The 17,730-nt window shown below is 62.2% G+C and carries 15 protein-coding genes; 2 read left to right on the forward strand and 13 right to left on the reverse strand.

The window, feature by feature from the left end:
• Positions 1 to 55: 55 nt before the first annotated feature.
• The 4 genes from AB3G88_RS24485 to AB3G88_RS24500 all read right to left on the reverse strand — a co-directional run bounded on the left by AB3G88_RS24485 (position 56) and on the right by AB3G88_RS24500 (position 4,271).
• Positions 56 to 2,239, reverse strand: coding sequence for a xanthine dehydrogenase family protein molybdopterin-binding subunit (locus AB3G88_RS24485; protein ID WP_099584735.1), 2,184 nt, complete (start codon positions 2,237 to 2,239; stop codon positions 56 to 58).
• Entirely contained in the window at positions 2,236 to 3,225 is a 990-nt protein-coding gene (locus AB3G88_RS24490; RefSeq protein WP_099584734.1) for an FAD binding domain-containing protein, read from the reverse strand. The genes AB3G88_RS24485 and AB3G88_RS24490 overlap by 4 nt, the downstream gene beginning before the upstream one ends.
• Positions 3,222 to 3,728: a (2Fe-2S)-binding protein gene (locus AB3G88_RS24495; protein ID WP_112196806.1), complete on the reverse strand. Its 507-nt coding sequence runs from the start codon at positions 3,726 to 3,728 to the stop codon at positions 3,222 to 3,224. The genes AB3G88_RS24490 and AB3G88_RS24495 overlap by 4 nt, the downstream gene beginning before the upstream one ends.
• Positions 3,729 to 3,824: 96 nt before the next feature.
• Entirely contained in the window at positions 3,825 to 4,271 is a 447-nt protein-coding gene (locus tag AB3G88_RS24500; protein WP_112197000.1) for a DUF4879 domain-containing protein, read from the reverse strand.
• Positions 4,272 to 4,459: 188 nt separating this feature from the next.
• Here AB3G88_RS24500 and AB3G88_RS24505 point away from each other — a divergent pair, with 188 nt between their 5' ends.
• Positions 4,460 to 5,755, forward strand: coding sequence for an NCS2 family permease (locus AB3G88_RS24505; protein WP_099584731.1), 1,296 nt, complete (start codon positions 4,460 to 4,462; stop codon positions 5,753 to 5,755).
• The gene (gene trmA, locus AB3G88_RS24510) at positions 5,752 to 6,831 is read left to right on the forward strand and encodes a tRNA (uridine(54)-C5)-methyltransferase TrmA (RefSeq protein WP_099584730.1); all 1,080 of its coding nucleotides are present in this window, start codon (positions 5,752 to 5,754) and stop codon (positions 6,829 to 6,831) included. Before AB3G88_RS24505 ends, trmA begins: the two co-directional genes overlap by 4 nt.
• Here trmA and AB3G88_RS24515 read toward each other — a convergent pair.
• The 9 genes from AB3G88_RS24515 to AB3G88_RS24555 form a co-directional block, all read right to left on the reverse strand.
• On the reverse strand, positions 6,814 to 7,281 hold the full coding sequence (locus AB3G88_RS24515) for a DUF2442 domain-containing protein (protein WP_480452034.1): 468 nt from the start codon (positions 7,279 to 7,281) through the stop codon (positions 6,814 to 6,816). The genes trmA and AB3G88_RS24515 overlap by 18 nt on opposite strands.
• Positions 7,278 to 7,706, reverse strand: a complete 429-nt coding sequence (locus AB3G88_RS24520; protein ID WP_480452036.1) for a DUF4160 domain-containing protein — start codon at positions 7,704 to 7,706, stop codon at positions 7,278 to 7,280. The genes AB3G88_RS24515 and AB3G88_RS24520 overlap by 4 nt, the downstream gene beginning before the upstream one ends.
• 136 nt (positions 7,707 to 7,842) lie before the next feature.
• Positions 7,843 to 9,159, reverse strand: coding sequence for a TolC family outer membrane protein (locus AB3G88_RS24525; protein ID WP_480452039.1), 1,317 nt, complete (start codon positions 9,157 to 9,159; stop codon positions 7,843 to 7,845).
• On the reverse strand, positions 9,156 to 10,475 hold the full coding sequence (locus tag AB3G88_RS24530; protein WP_371926553.1) for an HlyD family type I secretion periplasmic adaptor subunit: 1,320 nt from the start codon (positions 10,473 to 10,475) through the stop codon (positions 9,156 to 9,158). Before AB3G88_RS24530 ends, AB3G88_RS24525 begins: the two co-directional genes overlap by 4 nt.
• Positions 10,476 to 10,477: 2 nt before the next feature.
• The gene (locus tag AB3G88_RS24535; RefSeq protein ID WP_480452041.1) at positions 10,478 to 12,214 is read right to left on the reverse strand and encodes a type I secretion system permease/ATPase; all 1,737 of its coding nucleotides are present in this window, start codon (positions 12,212 to 12,214) and stop codon (positions 10,478 to 10,480) included.
• A 176-nt stretch (positions 12,215 to 12,390) separates the two neighbouring features.
• Complete coding sequence (locus AB3G88_RS24540) at positions 12,391 to 13,011, reverse strand: heme acquisition protein HasA (RefSeq protein ID WP_112196811.1); 621 nt, start codon at positions 13,009 to 13,011, stop codon at positions 12,391 to 12,393.
• 103 nt (positions 13,012 to 13,114) lie between these two features.
• Positions 13,115 to 15,865, reverse strand: a complete 2,751-nt coding sequence (locus AB3G88_RS24545; RefSeq protein ID WP_480452044.1) for a TonB-dependent receptor — start codon at positions 15,863 to 15,865, stop codon at positions 13,115 to 13,117.
• Between the two features lie 151 nt (positions 15,866 to 16,016).
• Entirely contained in the window at positions 16,017 to 17,015 is a 999-nt protein-coding gene (locus AB3G88_RS24550) for a FecR family protein (protein ID WP_480452046.1), read from the reverse strand.
• A 63-nt stretch (positions 17,016 to 17,078) separates the two neighbouring features.
• Positions 17,079 to 17,600 carry an RNA polymerase sigma factor gene (locus AB3G88_RS24555; protein ID WP_099584721.1) on the reverse strand — a complete coding sequence of 174 codons (522 nt, stop codon included), beginning with the start codon at positions 17,598 to 17,600 and terminating at the stop codon, positions 17,079 to 17,081.
• Positions 17,601 to 17,730 lie beyond the last annotated feature (130 nt).

Below are 17,730 nucleotides of genomic sequence, written 5' to 3' on the forward strand. Positions count from 1 at the left end.
ATAAGGTCAATGTGGGAGGGGCAAGCCCCCTCCCACATGGGTTATGCGGTGTGTTTTAGAGCACCTTGTCCAGAGTGATCGGAAACTCCCGAACTCGCTTGCCGGTGGCGTGGTAAATCGCGTTCGCCACCGCCGCCGCCACCCCGACAATGCCGATCTCGCCAACGCCTTTGGAACCGAGGGCGTTGACGATCTCGTCGTGTTCTTCGACGAACACCACGTCAATCTCGCCGATATCGGCATTCACCGGGATGTGGTATTCGGCCAGGCTGTGGTTCATGTAGCGCCCCAGTTGATGGTCGATCTGGGTTTCTTCATGCAGGGCCATGCCGATCCCCCACACCACCCCGCCGAGAATCTGGCTGCGCGCCATTTTCGGGTTGACCACACGCCCGGCGGCAATCGCGCTGACGACACGCCGAACTTTGATCGTGCCCAAGTCTTCGTCCACCTGGACCTCGACGAACACCGCCGAATGGGTCGCGGTGGCGTAACCCTCGCGTTTTTTGTCGGGCTCGCTGTCGACCTGAACCTCCAATGCGTCTTCGCCACTGTCCTTGACCAACTGCGCCAGCGACACACTTACGTCCCCCGTGTGCAGGTGTCCGTCCTCAAAGCGCACGGACTCGGCGTCCTTGAATACCGGGTAAGTCTGGCGGGCGATGCTCAGCAGTCTGGCGGTCAGCGCTTCGCAGGCTTGTTGCACGGCAGTGCCCACCGAGGACACGGTAAACGAGCCGCCCTGCAGCGGCGCGGTAGGCAGTGAAGAGTCGCCGAGCAGAAAAACCACATCCTCGACCGCCACACCGCTGGCCTGGGCCGCGATCTGGGTCATCACCGTGTAGGTACCGGTGCCGATGTCGGTGGTGGCACTGCTGACCGTCAATTTGCCCTGCGCATCGATGCGCGCCTTGGCACTGGCCTTCATTTGCATGGCCTCCCACACGCCACCGGCCATGCCCCAGCCGATCAGTTGGCGGCCGTCGCGCATGCTGCGCGGCTCCGGGTTGCGCTGCTTCCAGCCAAAACGCTCGGCGCCTTCGTGGTAGCACTCGCGCAGGGCTTTGCTCGACCAGGGCTTGTCTTCGTTCTGATTGCGTTCGGCGTAGTTGATCAAGCGCAGTTGCACCGGGTCCATGCCCAGCGCGCAGGCCAGTTCATCCATCGCGCATTCCAGGCCGATCACGCCCAACGCGGCGCCCGGCGCGCGCATGTCCAGGGGCGTGAACACATCCAGCGGCACCAACTTGTAGGTCAGCTGCACGTTGTCGCAGTGATAGAGCATGCCGCTCCATTCCACCACGTGTTCACTGAAGTCCTCGAAACGTGAGGTCTGGCCAATCGCGGTATGCCCCAGCGCCAGCAAGCGGCCGTTGGCGGCGGCGCCCATCTGCAAGCGCTGCAGGGTGCGCGGGCGGTAGCCGAAGGTGAACATCTGCTGGCGGGTCAGTGTAACCCGCACCGAGCGCTTGAGCGCCAGGGACGCCATCACCGCCAAGGGCAGTTGGTATTGCGGGCGCAGGCCGGAGCCAAAGGCACCACCGACGAATGCAGCAAAGATACGCACCTGGCTTTTATCCAGGCCGAAGACTTTTTGCACATAGGCCTGGCAGTTCTGCGGGCCCTGGGTCTTGTCGTGGATATGCAGCGTGCCATCCGGCTGATAAAGCACAGTGCTGGCGTGGGGTTCCATCGGGTTGTGGTGTTCGATGGGCGTGCTGTAGTGCAGATCGAGGCTGATGGCCGCGTCGGACCATTCGGCCTGGAAGTTGCCGCGGGGTTTGGGCGGGGTTTGCGGCGAGGGATGGGCCAGTTCCTGCTGGGCGAGCAGATCGGTCTCGAAGTCCTCACGCGCGTAGTCGATGTGCACCAGCGAGCCGGCGTGCCGCGCCAACTCCAGGTTATCGGCGATGACCAAGGCCAAGGGCTGACCGCTGTAGAGCACGCGGTCGTTATACAGCGGGCGAAATGGCGAGCCGTCCGCCGCATCAGCATCCGCGAAGGCATCGTCGTAACTGGCGATTTTCGGGCGGTTGAGGTGATGGATCACGTCCACCACGCCCGGCAGCGCTAACGCCTTGGACGCGTCGATGCTGATAACCCGGCCCTTGGCGATAGTGCTGGACACCACGCTGCCATGCAGCAGGCCATCCTCGGGAAACTCACCGGCGTACCGCGCCTGGCCCGTGACCTTGAGCAGACCGTCGACACGGTCCAGGGGTTTTCCGATAGCGGTCATGGCTGTTCTCCTGCGACGGCGGCGTCGCTGAGCGCACGGATAATTGCGCGGCGCGCCAGCTTGATTTTGAAGCCGTTGTGTTCCAGTGGCTCGGCGTCTTGCAGCAGCGCGTCGGCGGCGTTGCTGAAGGTTTCGCGGCTGACGGCCTGGCCGATCAGCGCGGTTTCTACCGCACGGTCACGCCAGGGTTTGTGGGCCACGCCACCCAGAGCCAGACGCGCGTCGACGATGGTGTCGCCGTCCAGTTCAAGGGCGGCGGCGACAGACACCAAGGCAAAGGCGTACGACGCACGATCGCGAATCTTCAGATAATGGCTGTGACGCGCCAGGTGGTCGGCGGGCAATTCAATCGCCGTGATCAGCTCATCGTCAGCCAGCAGGTTGTCGCGCTGCGGGGTATCGCCGGGCAACCGATGGAAATCCGCGAACTCGATGACGCGTGCGCCGCCACGGCCTTCGACATGCACCCGCGCTTGCAACGCGGCCAAGGCGACGCACATGTCCGACGGATGCGTGGCCACGCACTGCGCGCTGGCGCCGAGAATGGCGTGGATACGGTTCAGGCCGGTACGCGCCGGGCAGCCGCTGCCGGGTTCGCGTTTATTGCACGGCACCGTGGCGTCGTAGAAGTAGTAGCAACGGGTGCGTTGCAGCAGATTGCCACCGGTACTGGCCATGTTGCGCAACTGCGGCGAAGCGCCTGCGAGAATGGCTTGGGACAGCAGCGGGTAGCGCGCTTCGATCAGCGGGTGCCAGGCCAGGTCGGCGTTGCTCACCAGCGCGCCGATCAGCAGGCCGCCGTCGGCGGTTTCTTCAATCTCATGCAGCGGCAGGCCGGTGATATCGATCAGGTGCTCGGGGCGGCTGATGTTTTCTTTCATCAGGTCCAGCAGGTTGGTGCCACCCGCAATAAAGCGCGATGCGCCGCTGGCCAGGTGCACGGCCTCATGGACGTCGGCTGGTTTGCTGTAGTGGAAGGGGTTCATTGCTCACCTCCCAGGCCGTCCTTGATGGCATCGCGAATATGGGTATAGGCGCCGCAGCGACACAGGTTGCCGCTCATCAGCTCCTGGATCTGTGCGGTGTCGTGGGCACGGCCTTCATTGGCCAGGCCGACGGCGGAGCAGATCTGGCCGGGGGTGCAATAGCCGCACTGGAAAGCATCGTGTTTGATGAAGGCTTGCTGCATGGGGTGCAACTGGTCGCCGTTGGCCAGGCCTTCGATGGTGGTCAGTTCGGCGCCGTCGCACATCACCGCCAGGGTCAGGCAAGCATTAATGCGTTTGCCATCGCGCAACACCGTGCAGGCGCCGCATTGGCCGTGGTCGCAGCCTTTTTTGCTGCCGACCAGGTCGAGTTGTTCGCGCAGCAGGTCCAGCAACGTAGTCCAGGGCAACACGTCCAGTTGGCGATCGTGACCATTCAAGGTCAAGCGTATGGAGTGGGCGACGAACGGTTGGGCCGCCGCGCCATTGGGGGTCGCGCTCATAAACACCTCACGGGTTGGTGTACATCCGCGGCGTTCAGGAAAGTCGCCGTCTCAGGGGTACGACTTCCCGGGGTTTTGAGCGTTCAAGCGGATTGATCAGCGGATATTGAGCAGGGTTTTCAGGGTATTGCGCGGGGGATTGATCGAGGAGTTGCTGTATTCGAACCAGCCTTGGGCCTCGACATTCAGGTCGAATACATAGATGTAGCCCATCAAGGTGCCCGCGCCATTGCAGGTCTCGCTGACGTTGCCGACCTGGCACACCGGCGTGCGCTGGCCATTGAGCACCGCGCCGTTGAATAGGCCGACAGGGTTGTTGCCCAGGCCCACTTCCATCACCGACACCTTGGTTGGCCCACGGTGCGTGCACATCTGCGTGGTGCTGGTGCGCTCCGGGATGGTTTCGGTGCACTTGGCCGACTCGACCTTGAATACGCGCACTTCGCTCAAAGCCGGTGCAGTCGCGCCCCACACCGGTGCCGCGCCCAGCCACAGGCCGAGACAAGGGATCAGAGCTAGACTCCACGCGGTGGCTTTTTTCATGCTGTCGATGACCCGGTATTGAACGTCGGCGCAGTATGCCTCAAGGCCATGCGCCATACAGCCTCGGCTGCTGGTATGATGCGCCGCTTTTTCCGATCCTCTCTGAAACCAAAGGCGCTTGGCGCAGTTTGTGCTTTGACTTAGAGGTCAACAAATCACGACGCAAGATAGCGTCACAGGGAGCAGGCATGCTGGAAAAGCTGTTTCAACTCAAGGCACACAACACGAACGTGCGCACCGAGATTCTCGCGGGCATCACGACATTCCTGGCCATGGCCTACATCCTGTTCGTGAACCCGAGCATCCTCGGCGAAACCGGCATGGACAAGGGCGCGGTGTTCGTCGCGACCTGCCTGGCGGCCGCCATCGGTTCGACCGTCATGGGCCTGATCGCCAACTACCCGATTGCGCTTGCGCCGGGCATGGGCCTCAACGCCTTCTTTACCTACACCGTCGTGCTGCACATGGGCCATACCTGGCAAGTGGCGCTGGGTGCGGTGTTTATTTCGGCGGTGCTGTTCTTCCTGCTGTCGATCTTCCGCATCCGCGAGTGGATCATCAATGCCATTCCCCTGCCCCTGCGTTCGGCGATTGCCGCCGGTATCGGCCTGTTCCTGGCGCTGATCGCGCTGCACAACGCCGGCATCGTAGTGAGCAACCCGGCCACCATGGTTGGCTTGGGTGACCTGAAACAACCGGCACCAATCCTCGCCACGCTGGGCTTCGTACTGATTGTTGCGCTGGAAGCCCTGGCCGTACGCGGCGCAGTGCTGATCGGCATCCTGGCAGTCACCATCGCCTCCATCGTGCTGGGTTTCACCCCGTTCATTGGCGTGACCTCGATGCCACCGTCCCTGGCGCCGACATTCCTGCAACTGGATATCAAAGGTGCGCTGGATATCGGCCTGGTCAGCGTGATCTTCGCCTTCCTGTTCGTGGACCTGTTCGATAACTCCGGCACCCTGATCGGCGTCGCCAAGCGCGCCGGCCTGATGGGCAAGGACGGCCACATGCCGAAAATGGGCCGCGCCCTGATCGCCGACAGCACGGCCGCCATGGCCGGCTCGCTGCTGGGTACCTCGACCACCACCAGCTACATCGAATCGGCCGCAGGCGTGAGCGCCGGTGGCCGTACCGGCTTGACCGCCATCGTGGTAGCGATCCTGTTCCTGCTGGCCTTGTTCTTCTCGCCACTGGCTGCGAGCGTTCCGGCCTACGCCACCGCGCCGGCGCTGCTGTTCGTGGCGGTGCTGATGACCTCGGGCCTGGCGGAAATCGACTGGGATGACATTACCGTTGCAGCGCCGGTGGTCATCACCGCCCTGGCGATGCCCTTCACATACTCCATCGCCAACGGCATCGCCTTCGGCTTCATCGCCTGGACCGCCATCAAGCTGCTTTCGGGCCGCTACCGTGAGCTGAACCCAGCGCTGGTGATTCTGTCGATTCTGTTCGTGATCAAGCTGGGCTGGTTCAACGCATGACTTTTGACGCCGCAAGCTACACCGCTCAACTGCAAGACAAGGTCACGCGCTTGCGTGACCTGCTGGCGCCGTTCGACGCGCCCGAGCCGCAGGTCTTCGACTCACCGCTGCAGAACTTCCGCCTTCGGGCGGAGTTCCGCCTGTGGCGCGAAGGCGGGGATCGCCACTACGCAATGTTCTCCCAGGACGACAAGCGCACGCCGATCCTGATCGAAGAATTCCCGATTGCCAGCCAACGCATCAACCAGTTGATGCCGCAGCTCAAGGCCGCCTGGCAAGCCAGTGCCGCCCTGAGCCACAAGCTGTTCCAGGTGGAGTTCCTCACCACTCTGGCCGGCGATGCGATGATCACACTGTGCTATCACCGCCCACTGGACGAGCACTGGCAAACGGCTGCGAACAAGCTGGCAACTGACCTGAACGTGAGCATCATCGGCCGCTCCAAGGGCAAGCGCGATGTGATCGGCCACGACTACGTGGTGGAAAAACTCGACGTGGGCGGGCGCACCTTCAGCTACCGCCAACCCGAAGGCGCCTTCACCCAGCCCAACGGCACAGTGAACCAGAAGATGCTCAATTGGGCATACGAAGCACTGGGCGATCGCCCGGATGACCTGCTGGAGCTGTACTGCGGCAACGGCAACTTCACCCTGCCGCTGGCCACCCGCGTACGCAAAGTACTGGCCACCGAAATCAGCAAGACCTCGGTGAATGCAGCCCTGAGCAACCTCGATGAAAACGCGGTGGGTAACGTCACCCTGGTGCGCCTCTCTGCCGAAGAGCTCACCCAGGCACTGAACGAAGTGCGCCCGTTCCGTCGCCTGCACGGCATCGATCTGAAGAGCTACGAATTTGGCAGCGTCTTCGTCGACCCGCCCCGCGCAGGCATGGACCCGGACACCTGCGAACTGACCCGTCGCTTCGACAACATCCTGTACATCTCCTGCAACCCGGAGACACTCGCAGCGAACATTGCGCAACTGCATGACACGCACCGGATCACCCAATGTGCAATGTTTGACCAGTTCCCGTGGACGCACCATATGGAGTCCGGGGTGTTATTGACCCGGCGGTAATTCCACGTCCTCGGGTTCTTTCTTGCGCGGTCGGCCGCCCTTCTTGCCATTGGCTCGGGCGGCGGCGGATTTGGCAGCACTGCTTTTGCGACCGTTGCGGGACGCTACCAGGCTGGTGGCCAAGTCCATCAACGGCTTGCTTGTGGCAATCAGGCCAGTGATCGAGACATCCAGATCCCGGGCTTCACAGCAAAGCGCCTTGCCACCAAAGCCGACCTCCAACTGCTGAAAATCCTCCAAGGAAAACCCCTTGAACTCCGGCAGACCAGCCACAGGCAGCACGACGCGACTGCCGTCGCTGAAGCCAATGGAGATGCAGTTGTCTTCGTAACGCACATTGCTGGCGTTGGCGTGCAGACGCTTGAGCTTGCGCCCACGGGCGATTGCCTTGTCGACATCAGCTTCGGTGAGCGGTACATAAGGTACGACTTTGGCTTTTATGATTTTCATAAATTGATCCCCACGCAATCCGGTGCTCTTACCAGATTCAAGATTGTCCGTTGCTCGATTACGTCATGCCAGGCGTTTGCGATGACATAGACACCAGGCCGAATGATCAACCCAGGAAGCACTTCACCCGCGTCCCAGTCCCAGGAATGATTTTCCAGGCAGACCGTTTGCAGGTTTTCCCACCACATCCTGCGGGCCCGCGCCAAGTAATGCCGCTGCATCATCGCCTCGCGTATCTCTTTCAGAACCGCCGTGGGCGGCCGCCTCCGGTCAGGCTCAACATCCCACAACTCCACATCCCCATTCAGAAAACTGAAACGAAAGCGTGCATCCCAGCCCTTGCCCCTGACATGCACATGAGGCGGGCAATGCTCATCCCTGAGAAAGACCGAAATGACATATCCCTTGTAAGCCGCTACTCTCATCGTAACCCATCCGTTAGGTTATTTTCCGTCAGGTAACAGTTTTCCCAGTGGCACCCGACAACCGGCTCCCAACTTCCGGAGCTTTTTCACAGACTAGTGACGATAAAAAACCCGGCGAATGCCGGGTTGTAACCACTCATGCCGAGGGCTGGAAATACCCCGCCAACGCCCGCAAGTCCTGCTCGCTGAGTAACCCCGCGTAATACTTCAACTGAATCCGCGCCAGCAAATACGCATGCCGCGCATTCGCCAGGTCACGGCGGGCGGTGAACAGTTGTTGTTCGGCGTCGAGCACGTCGAGGTTGACGCGCTCGCCGCCACTGACGCTTTTCTTCGTCGCGGTGACCAATGCCGTGGCGGAGCTGACGGCCATTTCATAGGCGCGCACTTTCGCCGCGCCACTGGTGTTGAGGTTGAACTGTTTGCGCAACTCCACCAGGGTGGCCGAGGTTTGCGCGTCCAGTTCGTACTGGGCCTGGCTCAACTGATTGCCTGCCTGACGGGTAGACGCCGACACCGAACCACCGGCGAACAGCGGCAAGCTGACCTGGATGCCGACGCTGTTGGTGTCGTACTTCTGGTTGTAGCTGCTTTCCGAATCGGAGCTGGTCTGCCGGCTGCTGGCGTACAGGCTGACCTTGGGCAGGTGCCCGGCACGTTTGCGCTCCACTTCGTAGGCCGCCACGTCCAGCGCGTGATGCTGGGATTTGAGCTCGGGGTTGTTGACCATGGCCATTTCCCGCCAGGTCTCGAAACGGTTCGGCTCCAGGGGCGGGATGTCGAATTGGCGGGTCAGCGACGCCAGCGCCTCGATCTGCAGCGGTTGGCCGACGATGGCTTCCAACTCACGCAGGGCACTGTCCTGGGCGTCCAGGGATTCGATTTCTTCGGCCTGGGCCAGGCTCAGGCGCGCCTGGGTTTCCAGCACATCGGTGCGCGTGCCTTCGCCACCTTTAAGCAGGCGGTCGTTGAGTTGCAGGCGTTCGGCAAATGCGCGCTTCTGGGCGCGGCTCAGTTCGATACGTTCCTGGGCCAGCAACGCCTGGCTGTAGGCGCTGAGTACCCGCACCGCCAGTTCCTGGCTCTTGCCGCGAAAGCGCTCATCCGCCATCAGCGCCTGGGCCGTGCCTTGGCGAAACCGCGCATAGGCTTCGTAATCCAGCAGTGGCTGTTGCAAGGTCAGGGTCGAAGCATAGCTGCGGTAGTCGCGGTCGCTGGTGACATCACCCGCCGTCACTTCAGATTCGTTGCGAGAGTTGTTGTAGCTCCACGACAGACTCGGCAGCAACGCCGCCCGGCCGATCACGCGATTTTCTTCACCGGCCTCACGCTCCTGAATGGCGGCCTGAAAGGTCGGGTCATTGCGCAAGGCCAGATCGTACGCATCCAGCAAACCCAGCGCCTGCGCCGCGGGTGTACAGCCCAAGCACAGGGTAAACAGCAGCGCCTTCATTCTTCCACCAGGGCCATATGGGTGCGGTCCAGCAAGGGTTTGAACAGGTAGTTGAGCATCGAGCGCTCACCGGTCTTGACGAAGGTTTCCACCGGCATGCCGGGGCGGATCTGTACGCCGTCGAGTTGTTGCATGCCCGCCGCACTGACCTGGGCACGCAACGTGTAGTAAGGCTCGTCCGTGCGCTCATCGACCTGGCGGTCGGCGGATACCAAGGTCACCTCGCCCGCCACCCGTGGCGTGGTGGCCTGATTGAAGGCCGAGAACAGCAACTCCACCGGCAAACCGGGGTGCACTTTGTCGACCATCTGCACCGGCACCCGTGCTTCCACCAGCAGCGGCTCGCCCTGGGGCACGATGTCCATCAGCGCCTGGCCAGGCTTGATCACGCCGCCTTCGGTGTACACGTCCAGCCCCACCACCACGCCGGACGCGGGCGCGCGTACCAGGCTGTTGGCCAGCTCGAATTCGGCCGAGGCCAGGCGATTGCGCAGGTCGTCGCTGCGGGTGCGGGTGTCGGCCAACTGGCCGCGCAGGTCTTTCTGGAAGTCTTCGCCGAGCTGGCGGATGCGCAGGCGCAGTTCAAGCACCTGGCGCTGCAACTGGCCGATGCGGCCGTAGTCTTCGGCGATGGTGCCGTCTACCTGGGCGTACAGGCGCTCGCTGTCGAGCAGGCGATTGCGCGGGATGTAGCCGTCGCGCGCCAGTTCGCGCAGGCCTTGCAGTTGCTCATTGAGCGCCGCCCGTTGCTGCAACTTGCTCGCCTGGGAATCGCGCGTGCCGCGCAACTGCGCTTCGGCCCCGGCGATGGTCTCGCGCAGGCCTTGCTGCTCGGTGGCCAGCGACTGGGCGCGGCTGTTGAACAGTTGCCGTTGCAGCTTGAGGGTGTCGGCCGCCTCCGGTTCGTTCAGCAGTTCAGGGCCGAAGGTGATCGCAGGCAACCCTTCGCTTTCCGCGCTCAACCGCGCTTCGCTGGCCAACGACGCCAGGTACTGGCTGCGCAGCGACTGCATCTGCCCGCGCAACGGGGTTTCCTTCAAGCGCAGCAACACTTGACCGGCGTTGACCACCTCACCGTCGCGCACTTCGATACGCTCGACGATGCCGCCGGTAGGGTGCTGCACGGTTTTGCGATGGCCCGAAACCATCACCTTGCCGGACACCGCCACACCCTTGTCCAGCGGCGCCAACGCCGCCCAGCCGACAAACCCGACAAATCCGCCGAGCACCAGCAGCCAACCCAGGCGCGAATATTGTTTGTCATCCAGCGCCAGCACGTTATTGGGCGCTTCGCTGACCAACACCGGTTTACTCATGTTCATGCCTGTTTTCCTTCACCGAGGCGGTAACTCATGCTCATGGTCGACACCGGTTTGCCGGCTGCGGGTTTGTGCCGCGCTTCCAGCACCCGCGCCGTGGGGCCGAAGGCCTGCAATTGGCCGTCCTTGAGGATCAGCAGTTGGTCGGTCAGGCTCAGCACATTGGCTTTGTGGGTGATCAGGATCACGGTGCGACGCTGCTGCTTGAGCTGGGCGATGGCCTGGAGCAAGGCCTGCTCGCCCACTTCGTCGAGGTTGGCGTTGGGTTCATCCAGCACGATCAGCGCGGGCAAGCCATAGAGGGCACGTGCCAGCGCCACCCGTTGTTTCTGCCCGCCGGACAGGCCTGCGCCGCCCTCCCCCAACACCGTGTCGTAGCCTTGGGGCAGTTGCAGGATCAGTTCATGCACGCCGGCCATTTGCGCGGCGGCAAGGACGTTGTCGGCATCCAGCTCGGCAAACCTGGCAATGTTGTCGGCGATGCTGCCGGCAAACAGTTGGATGTCCTGGGGCAGATAGCCGATGTGCGGGCCGAGTTGCTGCTTGTCCCACTGGGTCAGGTCGGCACCGTCCAGCCGCACCTTGCCGGCCAGCGGTGCCCAGGCGCCCACCAGCACCCGCGCCAGGGTGGACTTGCCGCAGCCCGACGGCCCGATCACACCCAGCACTTCACCCGCTGGCAGATTAAAGCCAAGGTTGGCCAGCGCCGGCCGACGGCTGCCAGGGGCGCAGGCGCTGACCTGCTCGACGCTCAACTGCCCCTTGGGCACCGGCAGGCTCATGCGTGCCGGCCGCGCAGGGTTGTCCGCCAAGATCTTCGAGAGCCGCTCAAAGGCCAGGCGCGCCGAGCCCCATTGCTTCCACACGCCGATCAGTTGGTCGATGGGCGTGAGCACCCGGCCCATCAGGATCGAACCGGCGATCATCATGCCTGGCGTGATGTCGCCCTGCACCGCCAGCAACGCGCCCAGGCCCAGCACCAGGGACTGCAACGCCAGGCGCACGCCCTTGGACCAGGCACTGACGGCGGCGGTCTTTTCACTGGCCAGGTTCTGCTGCGCGAGAAATGCCTGGTGCTGGCTGAACCAACGCCCGCGCAAGGTGGCAAGCATGCCCATGGCTTCGATGGTGTCGGCATTGCGCAGGTTAGCGGTGGCCTGCTGGCTGGTGCTGATGGACAGTTGGCTGGCCTGGGCCATCGGTGCCTGGCTGACATGGTGATTGATCCACGCCAGGGCAATCAAAATCACCGCGCCGCCCAGGGCCAGCATGCCGAGCCAGGGATGGAACAGGAAAATCACCAGCAGGTACACCGGAAACCACGGGGCGTCAAAGAACGCGAACAACGCCTGGCCGGTGGCAAACTGGCGCAGGGTGGTCAGGTCATGCAGCGCCTGCCCCGACGCCTGGCTGCCGCCCTTGAGTTGCGCCTCGAACGCGGCATCGTATACGCGCTGGTTCAAGCGCATGTCCATCTGCGTGCCGAGGCGGATCACCACTTGGCTGCGCACCCACTCCAACGCGCCCATCAGCCCGAACAGGCCGAGGATCATCAGCGTCAGCATCAACAGGGTCATCTGATTGCCGGAGGCGAGCACCCGGTCATACACCTGCAACATGTACAGCGCCGGGGCGAGCATCAGCAGGTTGATCACCGCCGAGAACAGGCCGATGTTGAAGAAGCCACTTTTATAGGCCGTGAGGGCGGCCAGGGTTTCGTTGCCGGCGTGGCGCATCTGGAGGTTCTCGTGGGGTTGAGCGTGCAGCGTCGCCGCGTTGACAGGCGATACGACGCTGCGCAGAATTCGGCACCGCCGTCGCCGGAAGAGTTAGAAGGCTTGGGCAACGGCGGTGTGTCATGCGGCGAATGGGAGAGCGATCTTCCATTCGCTTTTTTCATGCAGCAGCCGGCTCAGGCGGCGAGTGCCCAGTCCTGGGCCACGTCTTGCACACCCACCAGGGCAACGTCGCTGGACACTGCGCTGGCGTGTGCCGCCAGGCCCGCAGACACTTCGTCGAAGGTGCTGGCAGTGGACAGACCAAAGTCGTCGAGCAGGTTGTTGAGCACGGTTTCCAGCGCGGCGGTATTGCCCTGCATCAAGCCGAAGATCACGCTTTGGACCTCGTTGCCCGCCCGGCCTGCACCCTCGGCGGCGCTCAGGTCGAGGCCGTTGAACGCGACTTTGAAGTCGCTCAGGCTGAAGTCGCTGCCACTGCCGCCGCCCAGGCCTGTGCCCAGTTGCACATTATCCAGGTCGCCCCACAGGTAGTGGTTCAGGTTGCTGCTGGCAGGCAGCGACGGGTTGAACACATAGTGCAGGCCATTGCTGGTGTCGCTGTCGGCGATGAACGCGTACTCGGAGTTGTTGGCGCCGTGGGTCGAATACTGATCGCCGCTGAGGGTGCCGTTGCTGAAACCACCCGTGTTACTGGTGCCGTGACCTGCGGTGTTGAACCCCACCGCCCAGGCACTCAGGTAGTCCGATACCGACAGAGAACCCAGGCCCGAATCGTAGCTAACAGAAATAGTCATCACTGAACCTCGTTAAACAACGTTTTTGATGAACACGCCGGTGCGGCGTGCCTTTTTGCCCACCCATGGGCAAAACCGTTAATCAGCTGCCCGCGCACGCTGATCAGAATTTGTATTCCAACATTCCGCTCAGGGTTCGCCCGCGTGCCAGGCTGAGGTTGTTGGCGTCGCCCATGGCAACGAAATAGGCTTCATCGGTGGCGTTTTCCAACGCCAGGGCAATGTTCAGTTGATCCGTCATCCAGTAACTGGCGTACAGGTCATAGAGCGTGTACTTGGGCCACATCGCCTGATCCATCAGTTCGTAGCCCTGCTGATTGAGGTTTTCGCCGTTGCCCGAGCTGTAGCGCACACGTACACCGGTATCCAGGCGTTTTTCCAGAAAGCGCGCACCCAGCGTCAGCGAGCCGCGATCGGCAGGCATGTACGTGGCGTTACCCATGATTCGCCCGCAGCTTTCCTGGTTGTTGGCGACGTCGTCATCCAGCACTTCATAAGTGGTGACCGGCCGTATGCTGATGCGCCCATCCGGCAGTGTGAAACGCTCCAGGCGCGTGGTTCTGGGCCCGGTGGTCTTGGCGCCGCCCATGTAGTAGTTCTTCGAGCAGAACTCATTGCTGCCGATCATGTGGGTGTAGCTGAGGTTGGCGTATGCGCGCCCCATGTCGTAATTGAGCTGGTATTCGACCCCGCGAAAGCGCGTCGGGTTGGTGTTATTGACGTACGCCATGGTTCCGAGAAATCCACCCACCTGGGTTTCCGGCAAGCTGACGCTGGTGTTGAGGAAAGAGAAGTTTTCAATCCGGGTATCGAAGTAAGCCACTTTCATGCCGAGGCGATCGTCACTGAAGAACAAGCCTTCCTTGAAGACATTCATGCCCACTTCCCAATCCCGCGATTCTTCAGGCTTGAGGTACGGGTTGGGGAAGACGCGCTCTCCCGAACCGCCGCCATGGGGGCGGCCGGTCATGAAGGTTTCGGTGACCGCCGGTGGCCGCCAGCCCTTGCCCCAACGGGTATAGAGTTGCAGCCAGTCCACGCCCGGTTTCACCGCGAGACCGAAGGTGGGGGAAAACTGGCCTTCTTCACGGTCAACCTCAATCACTTCCGCGACACGCCTGGCGCCGACGAGGCTGTTGTAGAAGCGATCACGCCGGTACAGCGTCATGCCGGTTTCGCCTTCAAGCCGATAGCGGTCATAACGCAGGCCCGCATCCAGGGTCAGCCAGCCGCCATATTCGTACTGCGCGTTGTTGAACAGGCTGGCGATGGTGCGTTTGCCTCCTGGAGTACTGCCCTCTGCGTAAGGCAACAAGCCCAGGTTGTTGGTGGCTTCAACTTTGTTGGTGCGTGGCTTGAACTCGTCCTGATACAGCTCCACACCGTAATTCCAGGTGACATGCCCTCGCTCGCCGAAATCAAACCGCGAGGTGTTGTCACCCTGCAGGCCCCAGGTGTCGGTCTGGAAGTGATCGGTGTAGGCACCGACGTAGTTACCGGTGCCTGGCGACGACTGGTTGGGGCTATTGCCGCGATCCATCTGGGTGGTGACGTAATAGAGCTTGGCCTTGAGATCGATCAGCGCGTTGTCCGGGCTGTAGCTGTAGTCCAGCGCAATGTTTTTCGCATTGAGATTGTTTTTGCTGGTGCGCACGTAATAGGTGCTCTGAAGGTCATCGGCGATATAGCCCCAGGCATCGTTACTGTCGGTGTCGCTTTCCAGGTAGCTCAACTGCACACGCTGGTCGTTGGGCAAGTTCAGGCCGAACTTGACGATCTGCGAGCGGGTCACGCTGCCGGTGTCACCGACTTCGCTGTTCAACCAGTCGTCGAAGGCCGCCGGGGCGTACTTTCGGGCCCGCAGGTTGGTGCCCAGGTTGTCGTCGTTGTGCTTGCCGGCGCGGTAGTTGCCAAAATGCCGCTCGCTGTAGCCCAACAACACATCGCCGCGCTCATCGCCAAAGGCGAATACGCCGCTGCCGTTGAAGTCGGTGCCGTTGCCCAGTTCGCCGATGCCGCTGCCGGCACGCAGGCGGCCGCCGTACTCCTTGCCGTCTTTGAGAAACTCACTGGCATCCAAAGTCTTGAACGAGGCAATTCCGCCCAACACCGCTGCCCCGCCCTGCCCCGACTGGCTGCCCTTGTCGATCTCGATGCTGGAGATGAACTCCGGGTCGATCAGCATGGTGCCGTTGCGTTGCTGGTGGCCATTGACGTTGAAGTTCTGGCGCATGCCGTCGATGTTCATGTTCACGCGGCCGTAGTCCTGCACGCCGCGAATGTTCACCGAGAGGCCGGGGTCGCGCTGGTTCACTGCGGTGTAGACGCCGGCGGTTTCTTCAAGCATGTCGGCGGCGTGACGGGGCGGGCGTTTATCGATCATGTCACGGCTGATCACGGCCACGGACTTTGGGGTCTGGTACACCCAGTCGCTGGCCTGGCCGTTGGTGTTGCCGGTGATGGTGGTGGTGCCGACGGTCATGGCGCCGTCGTGATCATCGCTGACGCGGTTGAGGGTCACCTGGCGCTCGCTGGTAAAGCGATATTCCACCGGCGCGGCACCGAGCAAACGGCCCAGGCCTTCCTGAACGCTGAAGCTGCCTTTGAGCGCGGTGCTGCTCAAACCTTGCAGGCGCGGGCTGTCGAACAGCACCTGCAAACCGGCCTGGTCGGCAAAGGCCAATACGGCACTGCCCAAGGACTGCGCAGGAATATCGAACGTCAGCACGGCGGGCTGGGCCGCGCCCACTTGAGGCGCCGCCGCGTACACGGGTGACGTTGCGGCGAACAGGCCCAAGTGGATGGCCAGGGCTAACCGGCTACCGGTAACACGCCCCTTGGTGAGTGCTGACATTTCTGGCTTTCCCTACGCTGATCGTATTTTTGTTTATGCGAATGCTTCTCACATAGCAAGACGTACGAGGCGCAGGAAGTCAGTAAGGTTTTTTTAAAAGTTTTTGTGCGAGGGGTTTCAAGCGGGTGAGAGCGCGACTCCCACCGGGTCATCAGTAGATGAGGCTGAGGCCTGCCAGGTCCAAGCGTTGCACCTGGAGTTCCCGAGTCAGGGTGCCGAGGGCCGTGTCGAGCATGTCGAGGCGGAACACACCGCTGACTTCACGCTCGCCCAGGTCGGAATGGGTCAACACCACCTGGCCGGGCCGGTAGCGGTTGAGTTGTTCAATGACCTTGGCCAGCGGCTGGCGATCAAAGATCAACACGCCGCGCCGCCAACTGGTGGCACGGTCGACATCAAATTGATCCAGGGACACGATGCCCTGTTCGGGGCTGAAGCGCGCGGCCTGGCCCTGCTTGAGCACATGATCGCTCGGGCCGTTTTTCGGTGTGGCGTGCAGGGAGACTTCAACGCTGTGTTGCAACACGCCGACCCAGCCGTGGCGGTCGTCCTCGCGCTGCACCACAAACCGCGTGCCCAACGCCTGCGTCTGCCCGCCGGCGCTCTGCACCACGAAAGGCCGGGTTTCCTTACCCACCATCGGCGCCACGTCAAAAATCGCCGACCCCTGGATCAGGCTGATGCGCCGCTGCACGCCGTCGTAGTCCAGGCGGATGGCGCTGGCGGAATCCAGCTCCACCGTGCTGCCATCGGCCAGGTGCACGGTGCGCACTTCACCTTTTTGGGTGACGTAATCGGCCTGCATGCGCAGCCAGGCGTCCGGCCCGCGCACCCAGCCCACGCCGGCCACCACCACAACCAGCGCCACCGCTGCCGCACGTTGCCACGGCCTGCGTCGCGGGGTTCGGCGCGTCGGCGGCATCGCCGACGACGGACGCTCGCGATGCGCCGGTTCGTCCTTATGCACCTCGCCCAACGCCGCCCAGGTCCGCTCGGCATAACGCAACGCCCCTTCATGGCGGCTGTCGCAGGCGATCCACTGGCGCAGCTCGGCCTGCTCCTGGTCGGTCAGGGCACCGGCGTGCAGGCGCACCGCCCAATCGGCGGCCGCCTCGGTAATGCTGTGCTGCTGCGGACCCTGGCTATTCACGTGTGAATCTCGAATTTTTCGTTATATAACGCTGTGACGTCTGACCTGGCAATTTTCCGTAATTCATTCGTCGGATGGCGTCACCTCACCGTCCTGCAAGCGCTGCATCACGTACGCCAATGCCTTGGCCAGGTGTTTTTGCACGGAACTGTCGGAGATGTCCAGGTGCCGGGCAACCTGGGCGTGGGTCATGCCCTCTATACGGTTCAGACGGAAGATCTGCTGGGTTCGTTCCGGCAACTGCGCCAATGCCTGCTTCAACGCCTGCCGCTGTTGCTGCGCCATTGCCTGAGCCTCCAACCCGGCCACGTCATCTTCAATCTCGGCCAACGCCTCATGGGGCACGGAATCGGTCTTGCGCCGTGCTTCCTGGCGAATATGGTCGATCAGCAGATTGCTCGCCGTTCGATAGAGATAGCCCTGGGAATTGTCGATGCGCTCGCCGGCCGGTTTTTCCGCCAGGCGCAGGAAACTCTCCTGTACCAGGTCGGCCGCCAACTGCGGGTCCCGTACCTTGCGAGCCAGATACCCCCGCAGGGTATCGGCGTGCTTGAGAAACAGGCCCTTGAGATCCACGTCCGACAAACCGACTCCCTGGAATGTAAAGGAAACACGCGGGCATCTTAAGCGTTGTCGAGAATGATTTTCAATTGATATCTAATCTGATTCAGCCGTAGGACACGCCTGATTAAAAGTTCGGTAATCGAACACATCC

Source organism: Pseudomonas arvensis (assembly GCF_056688935.1).